At 33.6% G+C, this 25,538-nt stretch carries 25 protein-coding genes and 1 tRNA gene; 11 read left to right on the top strand and 15 right to left on the bottom strand.

Annotated elements, in window-relative coordinates; translation table 11 throughout:
* Positions 1 to 120 precede the first annotated feature (120 nt).
* The 3 genes from ACE939_RS14630 to ACE939_RS14620 form a co-directional block, all read right to left on the bottom strand.
* Complete coding sequence (locus ACE939_RS14630) at positions 121 to 2,001, bottom strand: M56 family metallopeptidase (RefSeq protein WP_378186347.1); 1,881 nt, start codon at positions 1,999 to 2,001, stop codon at positions 121 to 123.
* A 77-nt stretch (positions 2,002 to 2,078) separates the two neighbouring features.
* The gene (locus ACE939_RS14625) at positions 2,079 to 2,450 is read right to left on the bottom strand and encodes a BlaI/MecI/CopY family transcriptional regulator (RefSeq protein WP_378186346.1); all 372 of its coding nucleotides are present in this window, start codon (positions 2,448 to 2,450) and stop codon (positions 2,079 to 2,081) included.
* A 229-nt stretch (positions 2,451 to 2,679) separates the two neighbouring features.
* The gene (locus ACE939_RS14620; RefSeq protein WP_378186345.1) at positions 2,680 to 4,074 is read right to left on the bottom strand and encodes a dipeptidase; all 1,395 of its coding nucleotides are present in this window, start codon (positions 4,072 to 4,074) and stop codon (positions 2,680 to 2,682) included.
* A gap of 234 nt (positions 4,075 to 4,308) precedes the next feature.
* Here ACE939_RS14620 and ACE939_RS14615 point away from each other — a divergent pair.
* Positions 4,309 to 4,390: transfer RNA gene (locus tag ACE939_RS14615), tRNA-Leu, on the top strand.
* Positions 4,391 to 4,473: 83 nt separating this feature from the next.
* Here the strand turns inward: ACE939_RS14615 and ACE939_RS14610 are convergent.
* Both ACE939_RS14610 and ACE939_RS14605 read right to left on the bottom strand, forming a co-directional pair.
* Entirely contained in the window at positions 4,474 to 4,833 is a 360-nt protein-coding gene (locus ACE939_RS14610) for a PleD family two-component system response regulator (protein ID WP_378186344.1), read from the bottom strand.
* Positions 4,834 to 4,841: 8 nt separating this feature from the next.
* Positions 4,842 to 7,961: a chemotaxis protein CheB gene (locus ACE939_RS14605; protein WP_378186343.1), complete on the bottom strand. Its 3,120-nt coding sequence runs from the start codon at positions 7,959 to 7,961 to the stop codon at positions 4,842 to 4,844.
* Between the two features lie 423 nt (positions 7,962 to 8,384).
* On the opposite strand from ACE939_RS14605, the gene ACE939_RS14600 reads away from it, so the two are divergent.
* The 5 genes from ACE939_RS14600 to ACE939_RS14580 all read left to right on the top strand — a co-directional run bounded on the left by ACE939_RS14600 (position 8,385) and on the right by ACE939_RS14580 (position 12,414).
* Positions 8,385 to 8,576, top strand: coding sequence for a cold-shock protein (locus ACE939_RS14600; RefSeq protein WP_148781220.1), 192 nt, complete (start codon positions 8,385 to 8,387; stop codon positions 8,574 to 8,576).
* Positions 8,577 to 9,008: 432 nt separating this feature from the next.
* Positions 9,009 to 10,037 (top strand): helix-turn-helix domain-containing protein, encoded by a 1,029-nt coding sequence (locus tag ACE939_RS14595; RefSeq protein WP_378186342.1) that lies wholly within the window; start codon positions 9,009 to 9,011, stop codon positions 10,035 to 10,037.
* Between the two features lie 142 nt (positions 10,038 to 10,179).
* Positions 10,180 to 10,725, top strand: a complete 546-nt coding sequence (locus tag ACE939_RS14590) for a hypothetical protein (RefSeq protein WP_378186341.1) — start codon at positions 10,180 to 10,182, stop codon at positions 10,723 to 10,725.
* Between the two features lie 69 nt (positions 10,726 to 10,794).
* The gene (locus tag ACE939_RS14585; protein ID WP_378186340.1) at positions 10,795 to 11,004 is read left to right on the top strand and encodes a DUF2945 domain-containing protein; all 210 of its coding nucleotides are present in this window, start codon (positions 10,795 to 10,797) and stop codon (positions 11,002 to 11,004) included.
* 45 nt (positions 11,005 to 11,049) lie between these two features.
* Entirely contained in the window at positions 11,050 to 12,414 is a 1,365-nt protein-coding gene (locus ACE939_RS14580; RefSeq protein ID WP_378186339.1) for an NAD-dependent succinate-semialdehyde dehydrogenase, read from the top strand.
* A gap of 174 nt (positions 12,415 to 12,588) precedes the next feature.
* Here ACE939_RS14580 and ACE939_RS14575 read toward each other — a convergent pair whose 3' ends face one another.
* On the bottom strand, positions 12,589 to 13,668 hold the full coding sequence (locus ACE939_RS14575; protein WP_378186338.1) for a DNA topoisomerase IB: 1,080 nt from the start codon (positions 13,666 to 13,668) through the stop codon (positions 12,589 to 12,591).
* Between the two features lie 335 nt (positions 13,669 to 14,003).
* Between ACE939_RS14575 and ACE939_RS14570 the strand changes: the two genes are divergently transcribed.
* From ACE939_RS14570 to ACE939_RS14560, 3 genes are read left to right on the top strand one after another with little or no spacing between them, the layout of a single operon-like run.
* Positions 14,004 to 15,278: a DUF2254 domain-containing protein gene (locus ACE939_RS14570; RefSeq protein WP_378186337.1), complete on the top strand. Its 1,275-nt coding sequence runs from the start codon at positions 14,004 to 14,006 to the stop codon at positions 15,276 to 15,278.
* A gap of 8 nt (positions 15,279 to 15,286) precedes the next feature.
* On the top strand, positions 15,287 to 15,895 hold the full coding sequence (locus tag ACE939_RS14565) for a DUF2652 domain-containing protein (protein WP_378186336.1): 609 nt from the start codon (positions 15,287 to 15,289) through the stop codon (positions 15,893 to 15,895).
* 4 nt (positions 15,896 to 15,899) lie between these two features.
* Entirely contained in the window at positions 15,900 to 17,429 is a 1,530-nt protein-coding gene (locus ACE939_RS14560; RefSeq protein ID WP_378186335.1) for a GH3 auxin-responsive promoter family protein, read from the top strand.
* Between the two features lie 96 nt (positions 17,430 to 17,525).
* On the opposite strand, the gene ACE939_RS14555 is transcribed toward ACE939_RS14560, so the two are convergent.
* Together ACE939_RS14555 and ACE939_RS14550 are read right to left on the bottom strand one after the other, a co-directional pair.
* Positions 17,526 to 18,095: a hypothetical protein gene (locus tag ACE939_RS14555; protein ID WP_378186334.1), complete on the bottom strand. Its 570-nt coding sequence runs from the start codon at positions 18,093 to 18,095 to the stop codon at positions 17,526 to 17,528.
* 23 nt (positions 18,096 to 18,118) lie between these two features.
* Positions 18,119 to 18,271, bottom strand: coding sequence for a hypothetical protein (locus ACE939_RS14550; RefSeq protein WP_378186333.1), 153 nt, complete (start codon positions 18,269 to 18,271; stop codon positions 18,119 to 18,121).
* Between the two features lie 206 nt (positions 18,272 to 18,477).
* On the opposite strand from ACE939_RS14550, the gene ACE939_RS14545 reads away from it, so the two are divergent.
* Positions 18,478 to 19,374, top strand: coding sequence for a metallophosphoesterase (locus ACE939_RS14545; protein ID WP_378186332.1), 897 nt, complete (start codon positions 18,478 to 18,480; stop codon positions 19,372 to 19,374).
* Positions 19,375 to 19,382: 8 nt separating this feature from the next.
* On the opposite strand, the gene ACE939_RS14540 is transcribed toward ACE939_RS14545, so the two are convergent.
* The 5 genes from ACE939_RS14540 to trmB all read right to left on the bottom strand — a co-directional run bounded on the left by ACE939_RS14540 (position 19,383) and on the right by trmB (position 22,572).
* Positions 19,383 to 19,622 (bottom strand): NifU family protein, encoded by a 240-nt coding sequence (locus ACE939_RS14540; protein WP_378186331.1) that lies wholly within the window; start codon positions 19,620 to 19,622, stop codon positions 19,383 to 19,385.
* Between the two features lie 3 nt (positions 19,623 to 19,625).
* Positions 19,626 to 20,765: a P-loop NTPase gene (locus ACE939_RS14535; RefSeq protein ID WP_378186330.1), complete on the bottom strand. Its 1,140-nt coding sequence runs from the start codon at positions 20,763 to 20,765 to the stop codon at positions 19,626 to 19,628.
* Between the two features lie 163 nt (positions 20,766 to 20,928).
* Positions 20,929 to 21,258 carry an MGMT family protein gene (locus tag ACE939_RS14530; RefSeq protein ID WP_378186329.1) on the bottom strand — a complete coding sequence of 110 codons (330 nt, stop codon included), beginning with the start codon at positions 21,256 to 21,258 and terminating at the stop codon, positions 20,929 to 20,931.
* On the bottom strand, positions 21,259 to 21,891 hold the full coding sequence (locus tag ACE939_RS14525) for a LysE family translocator (RefSeq protein ID WP_378186328.1): 633 nt from the start codon (positions 21,889 to 21,891) through the stop codon (positions 21,259 to 21,261). It lies immediately after the preceding gene.
* Between the two features lie 6 nt (positions 21,892 to 21,897).
* The gene (gene trmB / locus ACE939_RS14520) at positions 21,898 to 22,572 is read right to left on the bottom strand and encodes a tRNA (guanosine(46)-N7)-methyltransferase TrmB (RefSeq protein ID WP_378186327.1); all 675 of its coding nucleotides are present in this window, start codon (positions 22,570 to 22,572) and stop codon (positions 21,898 to 21,900) included.
* Between the two features lie 180 nt (positions 22,573 to 22,752).
* Between trmB and ACE939_RS14515 the strand changes: the two genes are divergently transcribed.
* The gene (locus tag ACE939_RS14515) at positions 22,753 to 23,808 is read left to right on the top strand and encodes a glycosyltransferase (protein ID WP_378186326.1); all 1,056 of its coding nucleotides are present in this window, start codon (positions 22,753 to 22,755) and stop codon (positions 23,806 to 23,808) included.
* Here ACE939_RS14515 and ACE939_RS14510 read toward each other — a convergent pair.
* Positions 23,746 to 24,825 carry a sensor histidine kinase gene (locus ACE939_RS14510; protein ID WP_378186325.1) on the bottom strand — a complete coding sequence of 360 codons (1,080 nt, stop codon included), beginning with the start codon at positions 24,823 to 24,825 and terminating at the stop codon, positions 23,746 to 23,748. The two genes, ACE939_RS14515 and ACE939_RS14510, sit on opposite strands and share 63 nt — an antisense overlap.
* Entirely contained in the window at positions 24,825 to 25,508 is a 684-nt protein-coding gene (locus ACE939_RS14505; RefSeq protein ID WP_378186324.1) for a response regulator transcription factor, read from the bottom strand. The genes ACE939_RS14510 and ACE939_RS14505 overlap by 1 nt, the downstream gene beginning before the upstream one ends.
* Positions 25,509 to 25,538 lie beyond the last annotated feature (30 nt).

Here is a 25,538-nt window from a genome sequence, read left to right as displayed (position 1 = left end):
TTTTCTATTTTAGACAACAGTATTTGTATAGCTAAATAATATTTTATTTAAGCTGAATCTATAGATATAAATAATCGGAGGTTTTGATACCATTCGTAATGGTATGATAATTAACTAAAATTACTTTTTGCTATTTCTTAGTGTTTCTATTCTTTGTTCTTGCATCTCTCTAAGTGCTTCTCTTCGAACTTCTTGAGCCGTTTGCAACGCTTCACGCCTAATTTCTTGAGCCGCTACACGCATAGCTTGTGCTTGTATTCTCGCTTCTTTAACAGCTTTCAATGCTTCACGCCTAATTTTTACTGAATTTATACGACTTTTTTTTGCTCTTTTGATAGCTTTTTTGACATCCTTCATAGCCTGTTTTTGTGCTTTCTCAGAAATGTCTCTCATTTTATCTTGATCAAACTCTGCTGCCTCAACCATATGCTGCACTTGTTCCCGTGCTACTTCGGCATGTATGCGCGCTATTTCTGCCGCCATCCTTGCCTGTTCTCTAGATACCTCTGCTTCGGCTATTGCATCATAATCAGTATCGTGAATGTTTCTCATCGCAAGCTCTACCGTTTCTTCAATTTGTTCTGCGGTAGGTATATGTGGCGAAGCTATTGCAACTGGCGAGACATTTTGTATGTTTCGTTTGTTCTTTACTTTGGCTACTGTTGGAGGTGTTGGTGGCATTGGTGGCGTTGACATACTAGCAACCGCAGCGGGAACTGAAGTTTTTGGGACTGGTGGCGGTGACGGTAAATCTGGAAAACGCTCTGCATTCTCTCTTTGCATTTGTGACATTTGATTGTAAATATTACTCATTTTATGATAGTCAAAAATGGTAACTTGATCTTTGTTTTTTAATTGATATGCCGCATCCTTAGCCCATGCATTATATTCGGCAATCATAGAGCTACTCAATTTTTCATTCGTACCTAATGTTGGCGCTGGAACGCTAGGAAAAGGTGGTACCTTAGCTCGTTGCTCTGGAGTCATGTTATCATACATCGTTTGCATATCAGCAACCTCGGCTTTTTTGAAAACACCAAAATCTTCGGATTGTATCCCTTTATTTACTTTTTGCACCCAGCGATTGTATTGATTCATTTGATCGCTATCAACGGGTATTACTTTTTTTTGATCCCTAATAATGTTGGCTGCAGTAGTTAAAACGGGAGTTTCTTTGGCAATAGTTTCTTGAGCATCCTGCTGGGTTTGGGCAACAATATCATTGCAAAATAATAAAGTACATAACCCAAATACTGGGACGGCACCCAATAATCGCAAGATTGCATTTTTACTTGAAAAGTGTGTTGTCATCATCTGTAAACGTTTTTTAGTTAATGAATAATTAAAAGCACTAGATAACTCAGTTTGATTAAGACTGTTTGGAAAAGTTATCAGTAAATTTTGATAGGCCTGTATGGCATTTTTATTTTTTAATACACTCGCATCGGCTAGAAATTCATGATTTAGCTTTATTGCTACTTTAAATAAATAGAGTAAGGGATTAAACCAACATAAGATCTGTATACACTCTAAAAATAATATATCCCACGTGTGTTTTTCTCTTACATGTGCCTCTTCGTGCCTAATAATCTCTTTGGGAATCGCCTTAGCTTTGAATGCGTGAAACGGAAGAAAAATGTAGTGCAAAAAAGAATGGGGTACGATGGTTTCTTTTATTAATACTCTAACATGTGAATTTTCTCTTTGTATTGGATTTCTTTTAATTTTTTGTTTGATTTGAAACAAGTTTTTAATAAATCGAAAGCTAAACATTATGAATCCTATACTATAAAATCCCCAAAGCCACGAGTTATAATCAATATCGTTAGCAGCATGTAGGAATGCATCCTTATATTGAGTATCTAATTCAGCTTGGTTTGACATCTCTGCAGTATTAGTTATTGAGGTGATCACCTCTGTCTCATAAGTAATTGTTAACAATGGAATTATAAAAGAAGCCGCAATGCTAATCAAAAGATAGAAACGTTTGTAGGTATGCATGTTTTGATTTTCTAAAAAAAGTTTGTAGAAACTCCACAGAAAAAAAAGACAGCAGGAAGCTTTGAAAATGTATGCTATCATTGCTGCTTCTTTTTAAGTTGTTGATCTACTATTTTTTTAAGGTCTTCTAATTCTGAGGTTGACAAATTTGTTTCTGACGTAAAAAATGAAGCAAACTGTGATGCTGAGTCATTAAAGAAGTTTTTTATTAATCCATTGACGTGATTTGCAAAATAATCTGATTTTTTAATCAATGGGTAGTATTCTCTAGACTTACCAAAGGTTGTATATGCTATGAACCCCTTATCTTTCATGCGTTTTAATAATGTTGCCACGGTAGTGGTAGCTGGCTTAGGTGTGGGAAAACAGTCTAGTAAATCCTTCATAAATCCTTTTTCAAGTTTCCAGAGGTATTTCATTAACTGTTCTTCGGATTTTGATAATTGCATTACTCTACAGGTTTAGAATGTATTCTACAAATGTAGAGTAAATTATTTAGATTTTCAAAATTATCTAGTAAAAAACACAAAACCATCCTTTTATAGATGGTTTTGTGTTGCATTAGGGATTGTCATGGCATCCTTTTGATGCATCGTAATGTAGCAATGTAGTTATTACAGATTACATCAAAAGATATAATAGAAAGCCCGACCCGTAGCTTTTGTGCAGGGTAATGCCTTACTTATTTGTGCTCATTTTGGTAAAATGCTTATAAAAGTATGGTATTGTCTCGATTCCTTTTAAATAGTTCCAAATTCCGAAGTGTTCGTTAGGAGAGTGAATAGCATCACTATCTAACCCAAATCCCATCAATATTGTCTTACTTTTCAATTCTTTTTCAAACAAGGAGACTATAGGTATGCTACCTCCACTACGTTGTGGAATTGGTGTTGTACCAAAGCTTTCTTCATAAGCCTTACTGGCCGCTTGATACGCAATCGTATCTATAGGAGTTACATATCCTTGTCCACCGTGATGCGGCTTAACATTTACTGTTACGGATGCTGGTGCTATATTTTCAAAATGTGTTTTAAAGAGCTCTGTAATTTCTTGCCAATCTTGATTTGGCACTAAACGCATAGAAATTTTTGCGTATGCTTTACTTGGAATTACGGTCTTTGCTCCCTCACCAGTATATCCTCCCCATATTCCATTGACATCGAGTGTAGGACGAATTGAATTGCGCTCGTTAGTCACATATCCAGTTTCTCCATGTACCGCTTTAATATCAAGAGATTTTTTGTAAGCATCCAATGAAAAAGGAGCTTTTGCCATACTATCCCGTTCTTGTGTGGACAATTCTTCTACTTTATCGTAAAACCCAGGAATCGTAATGTGATTATTTTCATCATGTAGTGAAGCTATCATCTTTGTAAGAATATTGATAGGATTAGCTACAGCCCCGCCATAAAGTCCACTATGTAAGTCTCTATTGGGACCTGTCACCTCAACCTCTACATAACTAAGTCCTCTTAATCCAGTTGTAATTGAAGGTACATCTTTGGCTATCATTCCCGTATCACTAATAAGAATAACATCATTGGCAAGTTTTTCTTGATTGCGCTCTACAAACCAACTTAAACTCTCGCTTCCTACCTCCTCTTCACCCTCGATCATAAACTTTACATTACAAGGTAGTTGATCGGTTTTAGTCATAAGTTCGAGCGCCTTCACATGCATATACATTTGTCCCTTATCATCGCAGGCTCCTCTGGCATAAATTGCACCATCAGGATGTAGTTCGGTTTTCTTAATTATAGGTTCAAAAGGAGGGTTAGTCCATAACTCTATGGGATCAGCGGGCTGTACATCATAATGTCCATATACCAAAATGGTAGGTAAATTAGGGTCTATAATTTTTTCTCCATAAACGATAGGATAGCCTGGCGTTTCACAAATTTCGACTTGGTCACACCCTGCTTTTTCTAAACTTTCTTTTACTTGTTGGGCTGTTTTGATAACATCTTTTTTGAATGCAGGATCTGCACTGACCGACGGTATTTTGAGTAACTCTATTAATTCATTGATAAACCGCTCTTTATGTTCTTGAATGTAAGAATTTATTTGTTGCATAGACTCGTTTTAATTTTTGCTTAAAATTACTAAAAATGCTACAGAACCCACGAGATTATCATTGTCAAAATTAATATGGGATAGATATCAAATGACTTTGGTTCATATTGCTCTTTTAAGTGGTAAAATTTTACAAAAATTCTTAAAAAAATAGAAAAAGTACTTTGACATTAATTACATTTATGTATATTTGCACTCGTTTTACAGAGAGTCCTAAGTTCTGTAAAATATACTGCGGGCGTGGTGGAATTGGTAGACACGCTAGACTTAGGATCTAGTGCCGCGAGGTGTGAGAGTTCGAGTCTCTCCGCCCGCACAATAAAGGAAAGCCGACTTTAACGAGTCGGCTTTTTTGTTTTAAATCATTCTAATGACAATTTTTTAATGCATAGTACCATATTATTCGGTTAGTTTTTTTACAGCGGTTACAAAAGCATCCATTTCAAAAGGTTTACTTATAAATTCGGTAGCCCCAGCATTTAAACAAACTTCTCTAGCTTCATGCATTGCTGTCATCATCAAAATAGGAATTGTAGTTGTTTCTTTGTTATTTCGGATCCATTGGCATACTTCTGTGCCATCTGTTCCAGAAATTAGTTTATCAAGAATAATTAAGTCTACCTTATTTAAAATACTATTCTCTACGGTATCTGTAGCAGACTTTGATAAGACAATCTCGTAGTCATGCCACTCTAACATATCCTTAATCATTTCTCCCAAAAATGGATCGTCATCAACGACTAAAATTTTTTTTCTCATTATTACTTCTAGTTTTTGATTGGTAATAGAAAGGTGAAGGTAGCGCCTTCTCCTAACTCACTCTTAACTTCTACTGAGCCTCCATGTCGTTCCATAATTTGTTTTGCGATAAATAGACCTATCCCAAATCCTGCATATGTTGCTTCATTTTTACTACTCACTCTATAAAATTTATTAAATATTTTCTCTTGATCACCTTTGGCAATCCCTATACCATAATCCCTCACACTTACCGCTATTGTATGTGTATCTGATTGCATTAATTTGATATCTACTTTTTTATTTGTAGTCGTATATTTTAAAGCATTTGTTATAAAATTGATAAGAACTTGACCTATACGATCTGCATCTGCATGCACGATTGTCTCGGTTGAGGGTAAGGTTAATTTAATATTTGAAAAACCTGTAGAATGTTCTATATCCTCTACAGTACGAATCACTAGTTCATTTAGATCAAACTCTTTTTTTTGTAGTACAAGTTTACTATCTTCCATACGAGATAGATCTAACATCTCTGCTATTAAAACTGTAAGCCTGCTAATTTGTGTATCTATACGTTTGAGAGAGGGCACCAATGGGAACGCATCAATGTTACGAGAATTGGTTGTTTCAATCATACTTAACAACAACTGTACATACCCTTTGATCGATGTTACTGGAGTTTTAAGTTCGTGACTCACTAATTTCAAAAAGTTTTCTTTTCTTTTTTCATCTTCTTTGAGATTCTGAATTAAAACATTAGATCCTATCCATATAACCTCACCATCGGCATTGGTAATAGGTAAGGCTCGTGATAGAAACCAACAGTATTCTCCATGTCTATTTAAAATACGAAGTTCCATATTGAAATCTGTATTGTGACGTAGCGAATGATCAAATTTTTCTTTCACCTCTTCTAAATCATCAGGATGTATGGTCAACTCCCAATTTCTGTTTTTTAGCTCATCAAGAGTAAGGCCTGTAAAATTAAGCCAGCTTTGATTATAATAAAATACTTTTCCCTCATGGTCTGATAAATTAATTAAGTCTGGAAGTTGATCTGATAATTGATTAAACTTCTTCTCACTTTCTTCTAACTTATTGTATAACTCTACTTGATCTGTGACAATTGTTGCAATAATGGATACCCCTACAATATCTCCTTTTATATTATGTTGTGGTTGATAAATGAAGTCATAATAATTGAGTTCATCTTTTCCATTCTTTTTCAAAGTTGCTGGTACTTTAAAAGCTTCATACGGTTCGCCGGTTTTATATACTTTTTCTAAGATTGCTATAAATCCTTGCGTAACTAATTCTGGCACTGCTTCTGCATAAGGTGTTCCTATAATATTCTTCCCCTTACCTAAAACCTCGAGCATGGCTGGATTTGCTAGTTCAAGCTGTAGATTCTCTCCTTTCAAGATTGCGATAAGCCAAGGAGAGCTTTCTATAAATTCGTTATATTGATAAATACTTTCTATCGATTGATTTTCTGCCAAATTACGCTCTGTAATATCTTCAAAAACCAGAAGTATAGTTTCGTCCTCTCCTTTGTTCGACAGAACCTTTTGACCGTTAAGTAACAGAGTTCGTTCTCCTATTGTCTTGATATCATGAACGATCTTATAATTTTTAAAACTTTCTTGATTTGATAAGGAAGTTTCTAGAAGCTCTTTAAGTGCAGAGGCATCCCACAGCTCATGTTTTTGGTCGTTAATTGATTTTCCTAAAATTTTCTCCTTACTTATTTTAAAATGTTCATAAAAAACATCACTAGCCATTATGACATTGTATTCTTTATCTAAGACTAATAAGGGGTGTCGCATTGTTTTGACAATAGCTTCAGAAAATTGTTTTTCTTTAAATACTTTCTTATTTAAGGCAGTTAATTTATGATTAGTTACCGTAATTTCTTGAACAGTACGTTGTAATGCTTCTTTACTTGATTTGAGTTCTTCATTGAGAATTTGTAACTCCTCTGTTCCGCTCATAAGCTCTTCATTAGCGCTTTGAAGTTCCTCAGTTACCATCGCCTGTTCCTCTGTCATTTGCATTAATTCTTCTTTTGCATGTAACAAAGCTTCCTCCAACTCTTTAATACGTAGGTCTTTTTTGGTCTCGGTACTAGCTACAATACTTGAGTTGAATTGCGAGTCCCTTTTTAGTTTTTTATTTTTTTTGAAAATAACAAGATAATGCGAACCTTCTATACCTAAGATGGGTATTACTTTGATGGATATTTGGTGTCTTTTATCATCAAAGTTAATTAAGACATTCTTATTATGCTGTACTTTACCAGTTTTGACTGCTCTATTCACTAATTGTTTAACATCATAACCCAAACCTCCTTTTGCTAGTTTCAACAAGCTTTTGTTAGATCCGCCTAGCGGTTGCTTCAAATAATTGACAACTTTACCGTTTGTATGAATTAGATCTAAGTTTTGATTTACTACCACAGTTGCTGGCGTATAATCCTTTAGTAAAAGATTCTCTGCACTTATTTGTATATCGGTCTTATTTATAGATTTGCTGTCGAACAACTCTTTTTGTAATTTATTCATAGCCATTCTAATTGTATTCAACATATCTTCTGGCTTCACCACGTAATCAATTTTTTTTGATAAGTATGCATTTGTATGTATTCCTTTACTGTTTGATGATGCAGGATCTTGAGCTATAGTGATTCCGCCGTTTTCTTTAAGTATTCCCAATCCATACGCGCTATCATTTCCAGTTCCAGAGAATACAATACCTACCGCTTTATTTTTATATGACTTAGCCAATGACTCAAAAAAATCATTTAATAAAGAAACTTGACTACAAACTTGCTCTTTTCTTGATACAAGTTTAAACACATTACCCTCGATAAAAAGTCGTTGGTTACTAGGAAGGACATACATTATATTCGACTCATACGTCATTTCATTCTCAATCTCGACCACAGGAATTGCGGCATACCCTTGAAGCAGCTGTGGTAGTAAACTCTTAGGAGTCCGATCCAAATGCTGTACCAAAACATAGGTTATATCAAAATCTGTAGTAATATTCTTAACAAAAATTTTTAAAGCATTTAAGTCTCCTACCGATGCTCCAACGCCTACTACCAATTGCGGATTTTGATTTTTAAAAATCCCTTTTTTTTGCACGAATGTTAAGATTAAAATTGAAAGGTAGCAAGGTATAAGGATTTTTAATTTTACTGCATTTTTTAAAAAAAAGTAGACAAAGATTAAGAATAATTTATGAAAAAAATACCTCTCATCGATTATATGAGCATTTAAATAAAAACAAGTCGGGGTTTTGAGGTAACTGTAGTCAATAGTAGACAAGTAGAAAATTGAATATTGTTATACAATTTTTTACTGTTTTACCACTAAAAATATAAGCTTAACCTTTTGATTACTTTTAAAGTAGATAATAATTGCTTTGATTTTTTCGAAAAAAACTTGGCTCAACTCAGTAAAATCAATAGTATCTGTATCTTTCTATTAATTAAGTCTTAAAAAATTGCTAGATCAAATAACAATATAGTACATTTGCATCTAATATATATTTTTTAATTTATTACAATGAATAAAGGCACAGTAAAATTCTTCAACGAATCTAAAGGTTTCGGATTTATTAGTGAAGAAGACTCAAACAAAGAACATTTTGTACACATTTCTGGACTTATCGATGAAATTCGTGAAGGTGACGAAGTAGAATTTGATCTTCAAGAAGGTAGAAAGGGATTAAATGCAGTTAACGTTAAAGTTATCTAATAATATTTCCTATAAAATGATAAGCCTGTCCTTATGGATAGGCTTTTTTTGTGCTTTTTTTTTAAAGAAAACGTAATAATTCTTTTCATTTACTTGAAAGTATTGTCTTAATTACAAGTTAAATATGATCCTTATATATCAACACTCAAAAACTTCTCGAGTAGCAAACATTAAGATAACCTTAATACTTTTCGCACTAAATTTAACAATATTAAATTCTGCCCATTTTTAGCATTTGTTAAATCGTAGATTTGGCATTAATTAAAATTAATACATCGATTACAATAATTTTATATTTGGACATACAGTATATCTGATTAAAATGGGATAAGTTTAATAAAGGAGTTGTATTCATTAAAGATCTCCCTTTTACAATACATATATACGTTGTTTAAAAGTAGCTATAATCATCTTTTATCTAAACTTTTTATTTTGAAAATATATCATGTTCACTCATTACCCCTGGCAGAAGTCATAAGAGATCTTGCAGAAGCCTTTAATACTAATTATGACCAAAACTGCGGAGAATACATACTCACCATACCTCCCAATATAGGTAAAGGGTATATAAAAGGTATGAATTTTAAAGATGGCCTAGGTCTTATCTATTACGATTGCACTTTTCTTGAAGATATCGAATTGCACTTTATCGTAAATCATGTACATCCTTTAAAATTTTTGTACTGTCTTGAGGGCTCAATATCCCATCGTTTTGAAAATGAAAATTTAATCCACACCATTGATCAGTATCAAAACGCTGTAGTTTCAAGCAGTCGATACAATGGTCATGTTCTTCATTTTAAAAAAGATGTTCATAATTATATCAGTAGCGTAGAAATTTCTCGTAAAGAATTTAAAACTAAGATGGAATGCGAATTAGGTAGTATTGGCAAAAAGCTTAAAGATCTATTTCAAGATGTCGAAGCAAAATCTTCGTTTTACTACGATGGATTTTATAGTTTTAAAATAGCTGATCTCATTGCAGACACACAGAATTTTATGCATGAAAACTTTTTGAGAAAAATCTATCTAGAGGGTGTGGTCTATCATATTTTGGCCGAACAGATAGTTCAATATCAAGATGACAGCAAGGATGAAGGACATCGTATTCTCCTGCGCAGGTCAGAAATTAAGCTCATCGAAAAAGCAGCTACCTTGATAGAAAACGAATTATCTGATTTACCAACTATTGATATTATTGCCTCGACCATTGGCCTCAATGTAAATAAATTACAGGAAGGATTTAAGATTATACATAAAATGACCGTCAATCAATACATCCAAAAACTACGCTTTACATTAGCAAAAAATTTATTACTTAACACCGACCTATCCATGTCTGAGGTAGCTGATAGAATTGGACTATCTAGTAAGAGTTACTTTTCAAAAATTTTTAAAGAAAATTATAACCTAACCCCTTCAGAATTTAGGGCAAAACACTTGCCCTTTAAGAAAAATTAAACTTATTCCCTCATATTTTGGCATTTCTTTAGCCTAAAGTGTTGATAATACTGTTTACCTTAGATTGAAAGATTTAGAAATGTACTTATTAATTTTATCTATAGGTACATTTACTAATTAGTATTCATTTAAAACACAACCAATGAGAAATGTATTTTTGTTAATTCTATTCGTATTTTCTATTCATGTAAATGCACAAGAAAACCCCAAAAACGTAAAAGTTGAAGAAACAACAAAAACCGTTAAAGTAAAAGACAATAAGGGCACAGTCGAAAATAAAGTAAAAACTACTGTAAAAGAGGAAAGTGAGGTAAAAATGGATCCCGCTGACAAAGAGAAAGTGAATCAACAACGTATTGAAACTCCATCCACTGTAACTGAAACTAGTAGTATCGATAATGATATGGATAACGCTTACGACGTGATAACAAAAAAAACGTATTACCGTCATAATAACTTAGACTACACATTTTCACCAAAAGAGAAAGGTTTTGATGTAGCTACCAAGAAAGAGTCAAAAAATGTAGGTAAAGCAATACGTTCTAGCCAACCTAATTATTACTTTTTTGATTCAAATAATGATCGTGGTTTTGGATATTTTGATAAAGACGGAAATTTCACTGTAGAATACTATGATAGTAGTACGAAAGAGATGAAAATGGAGAAATATAGCATCATTAAGCAATAATTATTTAAGTAACACTACAATTACTAAGCCTTTCATACAATCTTTTTGAAAGGCTTATATTTTTAAATTATGATAAAGACAGGGACAAAAGTACAGTGGAAATGGGGTAATGGTACAGCTAGCGGAAAAGTAGAAGAGACGTATACGTCAAAAATTTCTAAAACAATAAAAGGTACCGAAGTAACGCGAGAAGGTGAACAAAATAATAAAGCACTCTATATTAAACAAGATGATGGTGACTATGTATTAAAGAGTGAAAGTGAAGTTGAGCGTGCTTAACCCTATGTTTTACGAACGATAATTATAAAAATTACATACATATTTATGTCAAAAAAAATAAAATCAATAAATCCATATACTGGAGAACTTATTAAAACCTACGATGCTCATAGCTCACAAGAAGCTTCAGAAATATTAAAAAATGCTGATCAAACTTTTGCATCATGGAGAACGACACCGATCAAAGATAGAGCAAAAAAAATGAAACAAGTCGCAGAAATTCTGATGGATAATAAAGAAGAATATGCTACGATGATAACGTTAGAAATGGGTAAACCAATTTCCCAAAGTATTGCCGAGATCGAAAAATGTGCTTGGGTATGTGATTTTTATGCCCTTAACGCTCCACAATTTCTCGCAGATGCTATCATAGAAACTGAAGCTTCAGAAAGTTTTATTAGTTATGACCCTTTGGGTTGTATTCTTGCAGTTATGCCGTGGAACTATCCTTTTTGGCAAGTATTTCGGTTTGCGGCTCCAAGTCTTATGGCTGGAAATGTAGCTGTTTTAAAACATGCTTCAAATGTTATTGGGTGTGCACTGTTGATTACCAAAATTTTTAGAAAAGCTGGTTTCCCAGAAGGTTGCTTTCAAAATCTATTGGTAGGTCATGAAGAGATAGAAGACTTGCTCGAAGATGATATTATTAAAGCTGCCACCTTAACAGGTAGCGAAGCGGCAGGAGTATCCATCGCTGCAACTAGTGGTAAAAATTTAAAGAAAACAGTTTTAGAACTTGGAGGTAATAATGCCTGTATTATCTGGAAGGATGCTGATCTAGAAAAACATATGGAAACCATTGTAAAGGCAAGAATGCAGAATACTGGTCAAAGTTGTATTGCTGCCAAACGTTTTATTGTGGTAGAGGATATTTATGATGAGTTCTTAGAAAAGTTTACGGCGCATGTTAAATCTCTTGTCATAGGTGATCCTTCTGATAAGTCAACCGAAATTAGCGTTATGGCTAGAGAAGATTTAGCCAAAGAGGTTAAAAAACAAATAGAAGAATCTATTGATCAAGGGGCAAAAGTTACACTGGGCAATACTCAAGATAAGACTTATTACGATCCAACAATTTTAATCGATGTAAAGCCTGGTATGCCGGCCTTTGACGAAGAAATTTTTGGGCCTGTGGCAGCAATAATTAAAGCTAAAGATGAAACTGAATCACTTGCTCTGGCAGCTAATTCTAGATTTGGATTAGGAACAATGTTATTTACACAAAATATTGAAAAAGCAAGAAAAAGCATCGCTACCATTGAAGATGGAGCATTTTTTATAAATGAAATGGTAAAATCTGATCCAAGATTACCTTTTGGAGGAACTAAAGCCTCTGGTTACGGAAGAGAATTATCTAAAGATGGAATAATGGAATTTGTTAATGCAAAGACAGTTTATATTTCCAAATAAGCTACAATTTAGCCCAATTTTTTTTAAAAGAATCGGGTTTTAACTGTAATATATAATCCAATTATATATGAGTAAAATAAGCGTAAAAATAACCAAACTAACTAAAATATAAATTGTAAAGTAATTTATAAAAATTTCTAATTTTGACTTTCCATTCATACGTGTTATTTTAAATTAAACCTCAATTTTAAATTTCTTGATAGCATCCCTAATTATAAGCTCTGTTTGGGACATAAAATTAGAATGCTTTTGTGGTTCTTCATTAACTGCTTCAAAATAAGGAACAATACTTCCGTTCTTGTAACTAGCTACAATTTCTGGATGTACATAATATTTTCTACATACATTTCTCGTATTTCCTAAGGCAGCAGCAGCCGCATCAAAACCTGCCAAAACATTTTTTTGATTCTTGGCTTTATCTTCAACAAAACCAATATCTCGTACTGCCTCAAAAAAAACAACCGTAGCGGCCCACGTACGAAAATCTTTGGCAGAAAATAAATCCCCACTAATGCTCTGTATGTAATCATTAATCATACCACTATCAATAGTGTGCTTTTTATTAGCTTCATCATAATACTTAAACAACTCCCACCCAGGTATTTCTTCACAACGATTCACTAGTCGAATTAATTTTTTATTACGCAAAGTAACCGTATGCTCTTTACCTTTTTTACCAACAAAATGAAATTTGAGCTTTCCTTTTCCATGGGTTACGTGACGCGATCGCAGTGTAGAAAGTCCATATGTTTTATTGCGTTTTGCATAATATTCGTTACCCACTCTAATATGTGTTTCTTCCATTAGTTTTATAACCAATGCCAAAACTTTTCTTTTGGGCATTCCCGTTACACTTAAATCCTTTTCTACCTGCTGGCGTATTTTTGGAAGAATATTTGCGAACGAAGCCATTTTAAAAAACTTAGTTTGATTTCTGATCTTACTCCATAAAGGGTGATATTTATATTGTTTTCTATGCTTTAAGTCTCTTCCTACCACCTGCAAATGGCCATTGGTTATGTGGGTGATTCGAACCTTTTCCCATGCAGGAGGAATCACTAGGGATTCAATACGTTCTATCTCCTCTTGATCTATTAAAACGCCATTTTTTTCATAAATAAAGTCTTTTTCAACTCGTTTACGCTGTATAGAAAAATTAGTAACATCATCATTCAAATACACAAGATTTGCTATAACAGCAGCTTTTTCAGGATTTGTAATCATTTCATTTAAATGGCTGTCTTTAAGAATCATATGTTTAATTGTGACAATATTAATGTATTATTTGTAGCAACCTTATATGCTACAGTACTATTCTCCACTTGTAGAGAATCGATGAACAAACTGATCAATTTTAAAAATAGGAATTAGTTTGAGAATGATTTGTCAAAAATCTGATTAACCATTTAGGTTTAGGTTAAGATTAACATAGAATTATTTCGGTTTTAACAACTAGAGAAAAATATGTTAATTGTAATATAACATGTTCTTTAACCTCGGTTGTAATCTTTAATTTAACCTCGTAGATGCAAGGTATCACTTAGAGTTAAGTGTCAATTTGAGAACCAATAACACAAATGAATGTTTATTTGATAAAAATTAAAAGGTTATTACAGCGAATAACTCGTAGTATCGCTTTTTACCCAATCATCATATCCATTGGATATTTTATTTTTTCACTTATTGTGCTTGCTATAGAACAGCATCCCATAATCAAAGATCTAAAAACCATACTTCCGTTCTTAGTGATTGAAAATGATGAAACCGCAAGAACTATTTTATCAACTTTTATTTCAGGTTTGTTTACACTGACGGTTTTCAGTTTTACCATGGTAATGGTGGTTCTTAATCAAGCATCTTCCAATTTTTCACCTAGGCTGCTTCCAGGGCTTATTTCGGATATTAAGCATCAAATCATATTAGGTATTTATATTGGTACTTTATTGTTTTGTATGATCGTACTTATATCCGTACGATCAAAATCGGATACTGGGACTATAATTGGTTTTTCGGTAATGGTCTCTGCAATTCTAGGTATTTTTTGTTTAGCCAATTTTGTGTATTTCATCCATAGTATATCTCAAGAAATTCAGATTCAAAATATTATCGAACAAATCTTTAATCGTACCAACACACTTATCGATAATGAAAAAGAAAAAAACAAGAATTCACATCTACAAAAATTGCCTGACACCTCATCATGGTCAACACTTTATAGTAAACACTCGGGATATTATAAAGGATGGAGTGAAAACCTGTTTAAAGACAGTACCCGAGCGATTGATTCTACAATTCATATACTTCCTTTTCAAGATCAATACATTTTACAAGGTGAACCGCTCATACGAAGCAAACGAGAATTAACCCAAAGTGAACAAAACGATATTTTGAATGGAATTACTATTTCCGAAAGAAAAAAAGATGGTACAGGTTACCTTAACGGACTTATTAAATTAATGGAAATTTCGGTAAAGGCTATGTCCCCGGGAATTAACGATCCGGGAACGGCTATCAATGCTATTGATGCAATATGCCTGCTGCTCAGAAAAAAATTAACTTATACAGATCATTATGCTGTACAGTTTGCAGAAGGTAGCTTATGTGTTATCATTAATACTGTTCCTACCTTAGAATTATTGCGGGTAATCTTTGCACCAATTCGCAAATATTCTAAACAAGATGCATCTGTAATGTTCAAACTGGCGCAAAGCCTTTTGGCTATTTATCGAGTTACCGATATACACCCTGTTAACAAACCCGTACTTAGAAAAGAGTTTATAGCTATTGGTCATGATGTGAAAAATCATACAGAGAATGAGCAAGATGTCGCACAAATTGTCGACCTATTACACAGTATAAATTAAAAAATAAAATGAATATAGAACCCACATTAATTTGTATCCCTGATATCAGTGGTTTTACAAAATTTATGAGCGAAACTGACATTGAGGTTAGCTCTAAGGTAATTCCCTCATTGCTAAATCAAATAATATATAGTAATGAAATGGGTTTAAAGGTTTCTGAAATTGAAGGCGATGCAGTACTTTTTTTTAAAAGTGGAGAACTTCCTAGTTTCAAAGAATTGATAACTCAATGTAGACTGTTTTATACAAGATTTTATGAAAAGCTTCATAAACTACGAAGCAGTGAAGAATTTTTGGAACATAATTTAAATATTCCTGAAATTTTAGGTCTTAAAATTGTACTTCACTATGGCGAAGTAGGTGCCACTCGTATTGGAAACAAAATAAAACTTATAGGAGAGGATATCATTGTCGCTCATAGACTTCTTAAAAACTCGATTCCGGTAGACGAATATCTTTTGGTTTCAAGCAGTCTAATGCAACAGTACGACGAACTTGATATCGAAAGAAATTTTGGATGGGGAACCCTAATTGATATGCAAGAAATTTATGAGCATATAGGAGAAATAAAATATAGTTATATCAATTTACAACCATTAACCAAACAACAAAATTAATAGCATGGCAATTTTAGGATCAATCATAAAAGGTGCAATTTATTTAAAAGATGCACTCACTCCAGACGTCAACAATATTGAAGCTCAACAAGAAGTTTTACAACATTTACTTACCACTGCAAAAGATACCGCTTTTGGTAAACATTATCAATTTGAAGAAATTTTGAATGCCAAGCATCCTGCCAAACAATTTGCTCAAACCATTCCTTATTTCGACTATCAAACACTTAATGATCAATGGTGGAGTCAACTCCATGAAGGGAAAGATAATATTACATGGCCTGGGAGTCCGCCCTATTTTGCGTTAAGTTCTGGAACCACAGGAAAGACAAGTAAAAGAATTCCAGTTACCGAAGCAATGATCGAAGCAATTCGAAGCGCTGGTATTAAACAGGTAAGCGCACTCTCAAATTTTGAGCTTCCTGCAGATTTTTTTGAAAAGGATATTATGATGCTAGGAAGCTCTACAGATTTGACAGAGAAAGAAGGGCATCTTGAAGGTGAAATTAGCGGAATAAGTGCCAGTAATATTCCTAATTGGTTTAGCAATTATTACAAACCAGGTGAGGCTATTGCAAAAATTGACAATTGGGATGAACGAGTAAGTGAGATTGCAAAAAACGCTAAACAATGGGATATTGGAGCTCTGAGTGGGATCCCATCTTGGATGGAACTAATGATGCAAGAGGTTATCAAGTATCACAATATTGAAACTATCCATGATATATGGCCAAATCTACAGGTATATACCTCGGGAGGTGTAGCTTTTCAGCCTTATGAAAAAAGTTTTAATAAGTTACTTAAACATCCTATTACGGTAATTGATACCTATCTAGCTTCTGAAGGTTTTATGGCCTATCAACAACGTCCAGAAACTACCGCAATGCGCCTTATTACAGATAATGGTATTTATTTCGAATTTGTTCCCTTTAAACCCGAATATATCAATCAAGATGGATCCATAACTCAGGACGCACCCGCTATAGGATTAAAAGATGTCCAATTAAATCAAGATTATGTATTAATAATTAGTACAGTATCTGGAGCTTGGCGATACATTATCGGTGATACTATTGAGTTTACAGATATAGAGCGTGCCGAAATAAAAATAACTGGACGCACAAAATTCTTTTTAAATGTTGTGGGTTCGCAATTATCTGTTAATAAAATGAATGTAGCAATTCAAGAACTTGAAAAAGAGTTCAACTTAGAAATACCCGAATTCACATTATCAGCAGTTCGAATAAACGATGAATTTTATCATTCATGGTACTTAGGTACAGAGACTGATATTGATACTAGTAAGCTAGCAGATTTTATGGACGCCTCTTTAAAAAGTGCTAATAAAAACTACCGAGTAGCGAGATCTAAAGCATTAAAAGGAGTAAAAGTAACCACCATTAATCCTGCTCTCTTTTACGATTGGAATGAAAAAAACAAGAAAAAAGGAGGACAGGTAAAAATGGAGCGTGTAATGGGTGAAGAAAAATTTGAACAATGGGAAAAATTCATCCAAGCTAACCAAACAAAGTGATAACGCACCTCTTTAAAGAACTGGTGATCTGCATTAAAACAAAAAATGGGCAATTGTACAATTGCCCATTTTTTATAATTCTTTATAGTTAAATCGCTACTTTGCTTTATCAATTAATTGCATAATCTCCTCTGGGGATAAATACAATTTTTTGATTCTATTTTTATAAGTTTCAGATAAACTTGCATGCTCCAAAATAAAGTTTTTGGTAGCAATGATATATGATCCCATTCCGTGTTGAACGGCATATGTATCCGCTGCACGTTCAACTTCTTGTATATGACGGCTAGAAAACAAATATTTAAATCCAAAAACTAACATACCTCCTGATGATCTTTCTTTATAATCCATTACATGACCAAGTTCATGACCCAACCAGCCAATTAATACTTCGGAAGGAATATCTGTGATTAAAAAATTTTCTCCTTCAATATTAAATCTACGACTCATTAAAATAACGTATTTACGCTTCTTTTTGGATGTAAAGAGGCTTCCAAAGGTAGGTTGAGCCTGCATCGTGGATTTCTTAATCTTATCTGTAAATTTAAACTCTATTGAAGTAGTACGTAACTCTGGATAATGAGATAGTGCTATTTTTGCCTCTTCTTCAATAGAGGGTGGGATAATATGGATCATACTAAATGCGATGAGTTTAATGAGTAACATATAGACATGTTAATGATAGAGGCTTATAAAAACTCAAAATATATTCCAGAAATTATAATCCCTACTATTAAGACCACCAAGGTTACCACTATGATCGTAGTTCCTATTCTCGTTTTTTTATTATCCTGAATAATATAATCTTCAGACGTATTATCGTCTTCATCTCTAATTTGCATAATTTAAAAAATATTAAGTTAATGTCTACGCAAGATAAAGAACATTAGCTTCGGATATCATTAATATTATGTGAAAACCGTGTTTAAAGCGCATATTTTTAGAATATCTTAAGACAAAATACTAATTTCCCCCAAGACTTTTTTGAATTTAAAATGGAATTCAAATTTTTCTCATTTTAGTAAATTTTTAACTCAAAAGTTTAGTTATGTTATTTTCTTCGCAATCAAGAATAAATCGTGCTTTTAAACAAGCCGTTATACTTCCTTTTGACGATACTTCAAAATTCATAATATTTAGTGATTGCCATAGAGGAGATAATAGTTTTGCTGATGAATTTTCAAATAATAAGAATATTTATAATCATGCTTTAAAATATTATTACAAGAATAATTTTACATATTGTGAACTTGGTGATGGTGACGAACTATGGGAAAATAGAAAGTTTGATACAATTTTTAGAGCGCATGAAAATATTTATCAATTATTAAAGCGCTTCCATTTAGAACATAGATTACATATGATCTGGGGCAATCATGATATGGTATATAGTGATCCTGTCTATGTAAAAAAGCATTTAAATGCTTACTTTGATCGTAAGCTTAATCGTGACATGCCATTGTTTCCATTTATCAGGTATCATGAAGCTATTCGATTACGACATACAACATCAGCACAAGAATTATTTTTGGTTCATGGCCATCAAGCCGAGTTTATGAATTATGTAGGTTGGAGATTTCATCGTTTTCTGGTAAGAATATTATGGAGACCTTTACAAGTAATTGGTATAGCAGATCCTACAAGTCCAGCCAAAAATTATAAAGAGACAATTAAGGTTGAGCGACGTTTTAAGCGTTGGATTATGGCCAATACCAATCAATTTACTATGATTGGTCATACACATAGACCTCGATTTCCCGAAGTTGGAGAACCCGCGTTGTTTAATGCGGGTAGTTGTGTGCATCCCAGATCTATTACGGGAATGGAAATAGAGAATGGAGCTATTACCTTAATAAAATGGCAAATAGCAACTACCGACGATGGCGTATTGCAAATTGTTAGAATCCCCTTAGAAGGTCCTCAAAAGTTAAATGAATTTAAATAACACAATGCTTACTCTACATTAAGCACTTGCTCTATCTGTGGTGCATACTTTTTGATGGTCATCTCTACACCAGATTTTAATGTCATTTGGTTTACACTGCAGCCAACACATGCACCTTGTAACTGCACTTTTACAATCGTATCGTTTTCGATACTTATCAATTCGATATCCCCACCATCACTTTGTAAGAAAGGACGTATTTCATCGAGCGCTTTTTCTACATTAATTTTTAGTTCTTGCGATGTCATGAGTTATTTTTTTACTGCAGAACAACCTGCCATAGTGGTTATTTTAATAGCTTCGGTTGGAGGCAAGGCTTCATTTCTGTTAACCACCTCTTGCACCACGTTACGTGTTAATTCTTCAAAAGCTTTTTCTAATGGGGTAGCTGTTTGTAAAGCTGCTGGTCTACCTATATCTCCCGCTTCACGTATGCTTTGCACCAAAGGCAGATCTCCTAGAAAAGGAACTCTTAAATCTTCTGCAAGATTTTTTGCTCCATCCTTACCAAAAAGGTAGTATTTATTATTTGGTAATTCTTCTGGTGTAAAATACGCCATGTTTTGGATAATACCTAATACGGGTACACTGATGCTTTCTTGTTGAAACATGGCAACCCCTTTACGAGCATCTGCTAGTGCCACATTTTGAGGGGTACTTACCACAACAGCTCCTGTAATTGGAAGGGATTGCATAATCGATAAATGTATATCTCCTGTACCTGGTGGTAAATCAATTAATAGAAAATCTAATTCTCCCCACGCAGCATCAAAAATCATTTGATTTAAAGCTTTTGCCGCCATCGGACCTCTCCATACAACTGCTTGATCAGGTTGTGTAAAAAATCCTATAGAAAGAATTTTAACCCCATAACTTTCTACAGGCTTCATTTTTGATTTATCTCCTACTTTAACAGATAACGGTCGCTCCCGTTCTACGTCAAACATAATTGGTGCTGAGGGTCCATAAATATCTGCATCCAATAAACCAACTTTAAAACCCATTTTGGCTAGAGTAACCGCCAGATTTGCAGTAACCGTAGATTTCCCTACTCCTCCTTTACCCGATGCAACAGCAACTATGTTTTGAATTCCTGGAATGGGATTTCCTTTTATCTTTGGAACCTCATCTTTTACAGCAGCAGCTTCTACCTTTATATTAACTTTTACCTTTGCCTTTTCATATACTTTTTCATGAATCACTTTCATTACATCAACTTCAGCACGTTTACGAATATGAAGTGCAGGGGTAGCAAGTGTCATATCGACAATTACCTCATCCCCAAAAGTGATTACATTAGTAACAGCTCCACTTTCCACCATATTTTTACCTTCTCCCGCAACAGTTATTGTTTGTAAGGCTGCCAAAATTGCTTCTTTCTCTAACTTCATATTTAAAACTTTAACATATATGTAAAACTACCAGTTATACTGTTCGGACAAAGATAACTTGAAAAGTTGAAAATAAGAAGGCAGAAAATTGAAATGATCTATATACTGATAATTAATTATAATCACTCAATATCTGTATATGTATCGGCTAACATACAATTTGTTAAAGATACTCTTTCGGGTCCCAAAATAAACTCTCAAAAAGAACTACCTTATTATCTTCAACCAAAACTCCTTCGGCTTCTAACATTTGCTGCATTATAGAGGTTCCTCCAAAATGATGCTTTCCCGAAAGAAGTCCTACACGATTTACCACTCTATGTGCGGGAATGTCCTCATGCTTCGAAGAAGCGTTCATCGCCCATCCCACCATACGAGCACTTTGCTTAGAACCTAAAAAATTGGCTATAGCACCATACGAAGTTACACGACCGTATGGAATCTGCTTTACTACTGCATACACTCGTTCAAAGAAATTCTGATTAGCATCCATTTACCAAGTATAAACAATTCTAAGCATTGTGATGATTACCAAAATAAGCATCAAAACTCCCATGAAATAATTAGAATATTTGGTTATGGATTCTGTTTTTGTTTCTATTTTAAGAAACGAAAGTACGTATAAGTACAGAGTTACAAAAGTACCTAATCCCGCAGCTAGGATAAATGAAAAAATCTCGATATATTCATATTCAACTTTACCACTAACACTCATTCCTGCGGCGATAGCACAAAAATAAGGAATTGGTAAAACGTTGATTGCAGACATTATTACTCCTTTTAAAAAACTACGTGTATCATCATTGCTACGAACTTTGATTTTGGTACTTCGCTGCCTTGCTTTTATAAAAAAATAGATAGCTAATAATAAAAAAATCACTGCTCCTGTTCGTAGCAAAATTGTTCTAACAAAAGGATTGAAAAAAATATATTTTGCTAATAAAATTGCTACCAGTGCTTGTATAACTACAATTAAGGATGCTCCTACCGCAACGAGTATTCCATTCTTTTTACCCTTTTCTAGACACGTCCTAGCGACGGTCATATTTATCAAACCTGGCGGTATAACCCCAACCATTGAAGCAAAAAAGGTAATTAAAAAAAGTTTTGTAGCCTCCACTGGCATTAAATATTAAGAGATCTTAAACTGGATGTAAGTTATGGGTTTATTTTTTTCCAAATATTGTTTTTCATAAAAAGTTTGAACAGAGGTTACTTCTTTTGGAGACCCAGCTTGTTTATATACATCATGGTTGGCGTACAAAACTTCATAACCCGCTCCATGCAATAAACCAAGCGTATATCCATGCATAAATTCACTGTCTGTTTTAAGATGCATTATCCCATCTGGCTTCAAAATTGTTTTGTATCTATCCAAAAATACCTGATTAGTCATACGGTGTTTTGTACGCTTATACTTTATTTGCGGGTCTGGAAACGTAATCCATATTTCTGAAACCTCCTGTTTATCAAAAATATGATCCACCAATTCGATTTGCGTTCTAATAAATGCTACATTGTTCATATCCTCTTCGATAGCCGTTTTGGCTCCTCTCCAAAATCTTGCTCCTTTAATATCAATGCCAATAAAATTTACATTAGGATATTTTTTTGCAAGTGCTACTGTGTATTCTCCCTTACCACAACCTAATTCTAGAACAATAGGGTTTTCGTTTTTAAAGAATTTCGTATTCCATACTCCTTTATAGCCCAATGTGTTTTCCAAAACCTCTAAGCGTGTAGGCTCAATAACATTTTGAAAGGTTTTATTTTCATTAAATCGCTTTTGTTTATTCTTACTTCCCACTGCTTACATAGATTACACGTATCACACTCTCAAATTTTTCTCAAAGTAACGGGAAACTATTTTAAAGAGTATATCGCTGATATAAATTTAATTTTTTGGTAAAATTAAGGAAATATATGCATTCAATAATAGCTTTACTTTTATAAATATAAATTGAATTACTACTTAAAGTGTAGGTTTTTGGAAAGAAAAATTCTTATTGCACCTCTTAATTGGGGACTAGGTCATGCAACTCGTTGTATTCCTATTATCAATGCTTTAATTAATGAAGGATACACTCCGGTAATTGCGTCAGATGGTGCTGCATTGGATTTGCTCAAAAAAGAATTTCCTAGTTTAGAAACCAAGACGTTACCCTCTTATAATATTGAATATTCTAAATCTGCAAGTACCTTTAAAATAAAAATGGTACTAAATAGTCCCAAAATTGCACGTGCTATAAAAGCTGAGAGAAAAGTTATTGAGGATATTGTTGCCATGGACCATTACCATGGTATTATCTCAGACAACAGGCTTGGTGTAAGACATAAGTATATACCTTCTGTAATTATTACACATCAATTAACCGTTTTAAGTGGTAATACCACAGGTTTGAGCACAAAACTGCATGCTAAATATATTAAGAAATTTGATGCTTGCTGGGTACCTGATATGGCTGATACTCCTAATCTAAGTGGTGTTTTAGGACATCCTAAAAAAATGCGTTTACCAGTAACGTATCTTGGACCTTTGAGCCGATTTCATTACCAAAATTTACCCAAGGATTATGATATTATGGTGTTGCTCTCTGGCCCAGAACCGCAGCGCACTCTTTTAGAAAACAAGCTCTTTAAAGAATTTAAACAAAGTGATAAGCGCATAGTGTTGATACGAGGAATCATAGAGGATACTCACAAAATTTACACCAAAAACAATATTACCGTTCATAATTTCTTGACCGGTAAAGATTTGCAAAATACTATTAACCGGAGTAGTTTGGTTATCGCAAGATCTGGTTATACTACTGTTATGGATTTGGCCAAATTAAATAAACGTGCTTTTTTTATTCCAACTCCTGGGCAATTTGAACAAGAATATTTAGCAGATCGCTTACGTAGAAATAAAATAGTACCTAGTTGTAATCAGGAGGATTTTTCTTTAAAATATTTATATGCTGTATCCTCGTTTAAAGGATTAAGTAGTTTTAGCACTGACATCGATTATAGGGAACTTTTTTACTTTTTCCAGAGTAAATGAAAATTCACTTCCGACTCGATAATCACTTTCAACATAAATTCGTTCATGATGAGCTTCTATAATATGTTTCACAATCGCTAGACCAAGGCCAGAGCCTCCTTCTTTACGTGAACCACTTTTGTCTACTCTATAAAAACGTTCGAATAACCTTGGTATATGTCGTTGTGCTATACCCTCTCCATTATCGGTTACTCGTATAATTAGTTTGTTTCTAATCAAATCTTCTATACTTACCTCAGTAGTTCCATCCTCCTTACCATATTTTATAGAATTAACAATTAAGTTAGAAAGCACTTGTTGAATACGCTCCTTATCTGCATGAACCATAATGGGTTCACTATATTTCATATCAAAGGCAAGCAGAATGTTTTTTTTGGCAGCTTTCATCTCAAACAAATCAAATACACTTTGAACCAATTCAACTATGTCAAAATCATCGTAATTGAGATGTAGATCACCTGCTTCAAGTTTGGTGATCATATCGAGATCCTTTATAATATAAATCAATCTTTCTACTCCTTTGCTTGCACGACTTAAATATTTTTCTAAAACCTCGGGGTTATGCATTGCTCCATCTAACAAAGTAAGGATATAGCCTTGCACTGTAAATAAGGGTGTTTTAAGCTCATGAGAAACATTGCCCAAAAATTCTTTGCGATATACCTCGCGAATGGTTAAGGTTTCAATCTCAGATTTTCGAGATTTAGCAAATTTTTCAACTTGTTTTTTTAACGTATCCATGTTGGTTGTTACTGGTGTGCCCTCGATGTCCTCTACGTCAAGAAGCTCTACATCATCATAAATTGCTTTAACCCTTCTATAGATAAAACGCTCTGCTCTGTATTGTACAACCAAAAAACAAAGTAAAAAATTAAGCGGAGCCGAAAGCAATACTATCAAGTAATCTATTTCTAAACGAGCATATAAAAAAACGCCCAAAACGAGCGTTAAAACTAGAGTTATGTATAAAGAAGTCATAAGAGCAAACCTATATGACTTTTTAAAAAATTGTGCCATTACACTACAAATTTATAACCTACTCCTTTAATTGTTTTGAAACTTTCGTCTCCAATTTTTTCACGTAATTTTCGTATATGAACATCAATTGTTCTTCCGCCGACGATTACTTCATTACCCCAAACTTTATCTAAAATATCTTCTCTTTTAAATACTTTTCCTGGTTTTGAGGCAAGTAAAGATAATAATTCAAATTCTTTTCTTGGAAGCACTATTTCTTTTTTATCTTTTACAATTTTATATTCGTCTCTGTTTATAACTAAGTTACCTATTTTAACAACATTATCAGATAAATCTTCACCCTTAAAACGACGCAACAGTGCGTTAACTTTACTCACCAAAACTTTCGGTCTAATGGGTTTGGTGATATAATCATCTGCACCAGCATCAAATCCTGCTAATTGAGAGTAGTCTTCGGACCTTGCTGTCAAAAAGGTAATTATGGTATTTTGAAGCTCTGGTATTTTTCGGATTTGCTCACAGGCTTCGATGCCATCCATTTCTGGCATCATTACATCCAAAATTATTAATTGAGGTTTTCTTTTTTTTGCTATTTTAATAGCTTTAACTCCATTATCTGCTGTTACGACTGTGAAACCTTCAGCCGATAAGTTGTAACTTACAATCTCTAAGATGTCGGGTTCATCATCCACTAATAAAATCGTAATATCTTTATTACTCATGCTTTTTTTAATTATATAATCTATAGGTTA

This window comes from Aquimarina rhodophyticola, from assembly GCF_042434915.1.
Taxonomy (GTDB): Bacteria; Bacteroidota; Bacteroidia; order Flavobacteriales; family Flavobacteriaceae; genus Aquimarina.
The sequence above is the reverse complement of the archived record's forward strand: the minus strand, read 5'-3'. Positions and strand labels throughout refer to the sequence as shown.

Bases quoted from the DNA above. Each gene is read 5' to 3' on its own strand.
- ACE939_RS14630 (WP_378186347.1), bottom strand. From the start codon at position 2,001: ATGCATACCTACAAACGTTTCTATCTTTTGATTAGCATTGCGGCTTCT.
- ACE939_RS14625 (WP_378186346.1), bottom strand. From the start codon at position 2,450: ATGCAATTATCAAAATCCGAAGAACAGTTAATGAAATACCTCTGGAAA.
- ACE939_RS14620 (WP_378186345.1), bottom strand. From the start codon at position 4,074: ATGCAACAAATAAATTCTTACATTCAAGAACATAAAGAGCGGTTTATC.
- ACE939_RS14610 (WP_378186344.1), bottom strand. From the start codon at position 4,833: ATGAGAAAAAAAATTTTAGTCGTTGATGACGATCCATTTTTGGGAGAA.
- ACE939_RS14600 (WP_148781220.1), top strand. From the start codon at position 8,385: ATGAATAAAGGCACAGTAAAATTCTTCAACGAATCTAAAGGTTTCGGA.
- ACE939_RS14590 (WP_378186341.1), top strand. From the start codon at position 10,180: ATGAGAAATGTATTTTTGTTAATTCTATTCGTATTTTCTATTCATGTA.
- ACE939_RS14585 (WP_378186340.1), top strand. From the start codon at position 10,795: ATGATAAAGACAGGGACAAAAGTACAGTGGAAATGGGGTAATGGTACA.
- ACE939_RS14580 (WP_378186339.1), top strand. From the start codon at position 11,050: ATGTCAAAAAAAATAAAATCAATAAATCCATATACTGGAGAACTTATT.
- ACE939_RS14575 (WP_378186338.1), bottom strand. From the start codon at position 13,668: ATGATTCTTAAAGACAGCCATTTAAATGAAATGATTACAAATCCTGAA.
- ACE939_RS14565 (WP_378186336.1), top strand. From the start codon at position 15,287: ATGAATATAGAACCCACATTAATTTGTATCCCTGATATCAGTGGTTTT.
- ACE939_RS14560 (WP_378186335.1), top strand. From the start codon at position 15,900: ATGGCAATTTTAGGATCAATCATAAAAGGTGCAATTTATTTAAAAGAT.
- ACE939_RS14555 (WP_378186334.1), bottom strand. From the start codon at position 18,095: ATGTTACTCATTAAACTCATCGCATTTAGTATGATCCATATTATCCCA.
- ACE939_RS14550 (WP_378186333.1), bottom strand. From the start codon at position 18,271: ATGCAAATTAGAGATGAAGACGATAATACGTCTGAAGATTATATTATT.
- ACE939_RS14545 (WP_378186332.1), top strand. From the start codon at position 18,478: ATGTTATTTTCTTCGCAATCAAGAATAAATCGTGCTTTTAAACAAGCC.
- ACE939_RS14540 (WP_378186331.1), bottom strand. From the start codon at position 19,622: ATGACATCGCAAGAACTAAAAATTAATGTAGAAAAAGCGCTCGATGAA.
- ACE939_RS14535 (WP_378186330.1), bottom strand. From the start codon at position 20,765: ATGAAGTTAGAGAAAGAAGCAATTTTGGCAGCCTTACAAACAATAACT.
- ACE939_RS14530 (WP_378186329.1), bottom strand. From the start codon at position 21,258: ATGGATGCTAATCAGAATTTCTTTGAACGAGTGTATGCAGTAGTAAAG.
- ACE939_RS14525 (WP_378186328.1), bottom strand. From the start codon at position 21,891: ATGCCAGTGGAGGCTACAAAACTTTTTTTAATTACCTTTTTTGCTTCA.
- ACE939_RS14510 (WP_378186325.1), bottom strand. From the start codon at position 24,825: ATGGCACAATTTTTTAAAAAGTCATATAGGTTTGCTCTTATGACTTCT.
- ACE939_RS14505 (WP_378186324.1), bottom strand. From the start codon at position 25,508: ATGAGTAATAAAGATATTACGATTTTATTAGTGGATGATGAACCCGAC.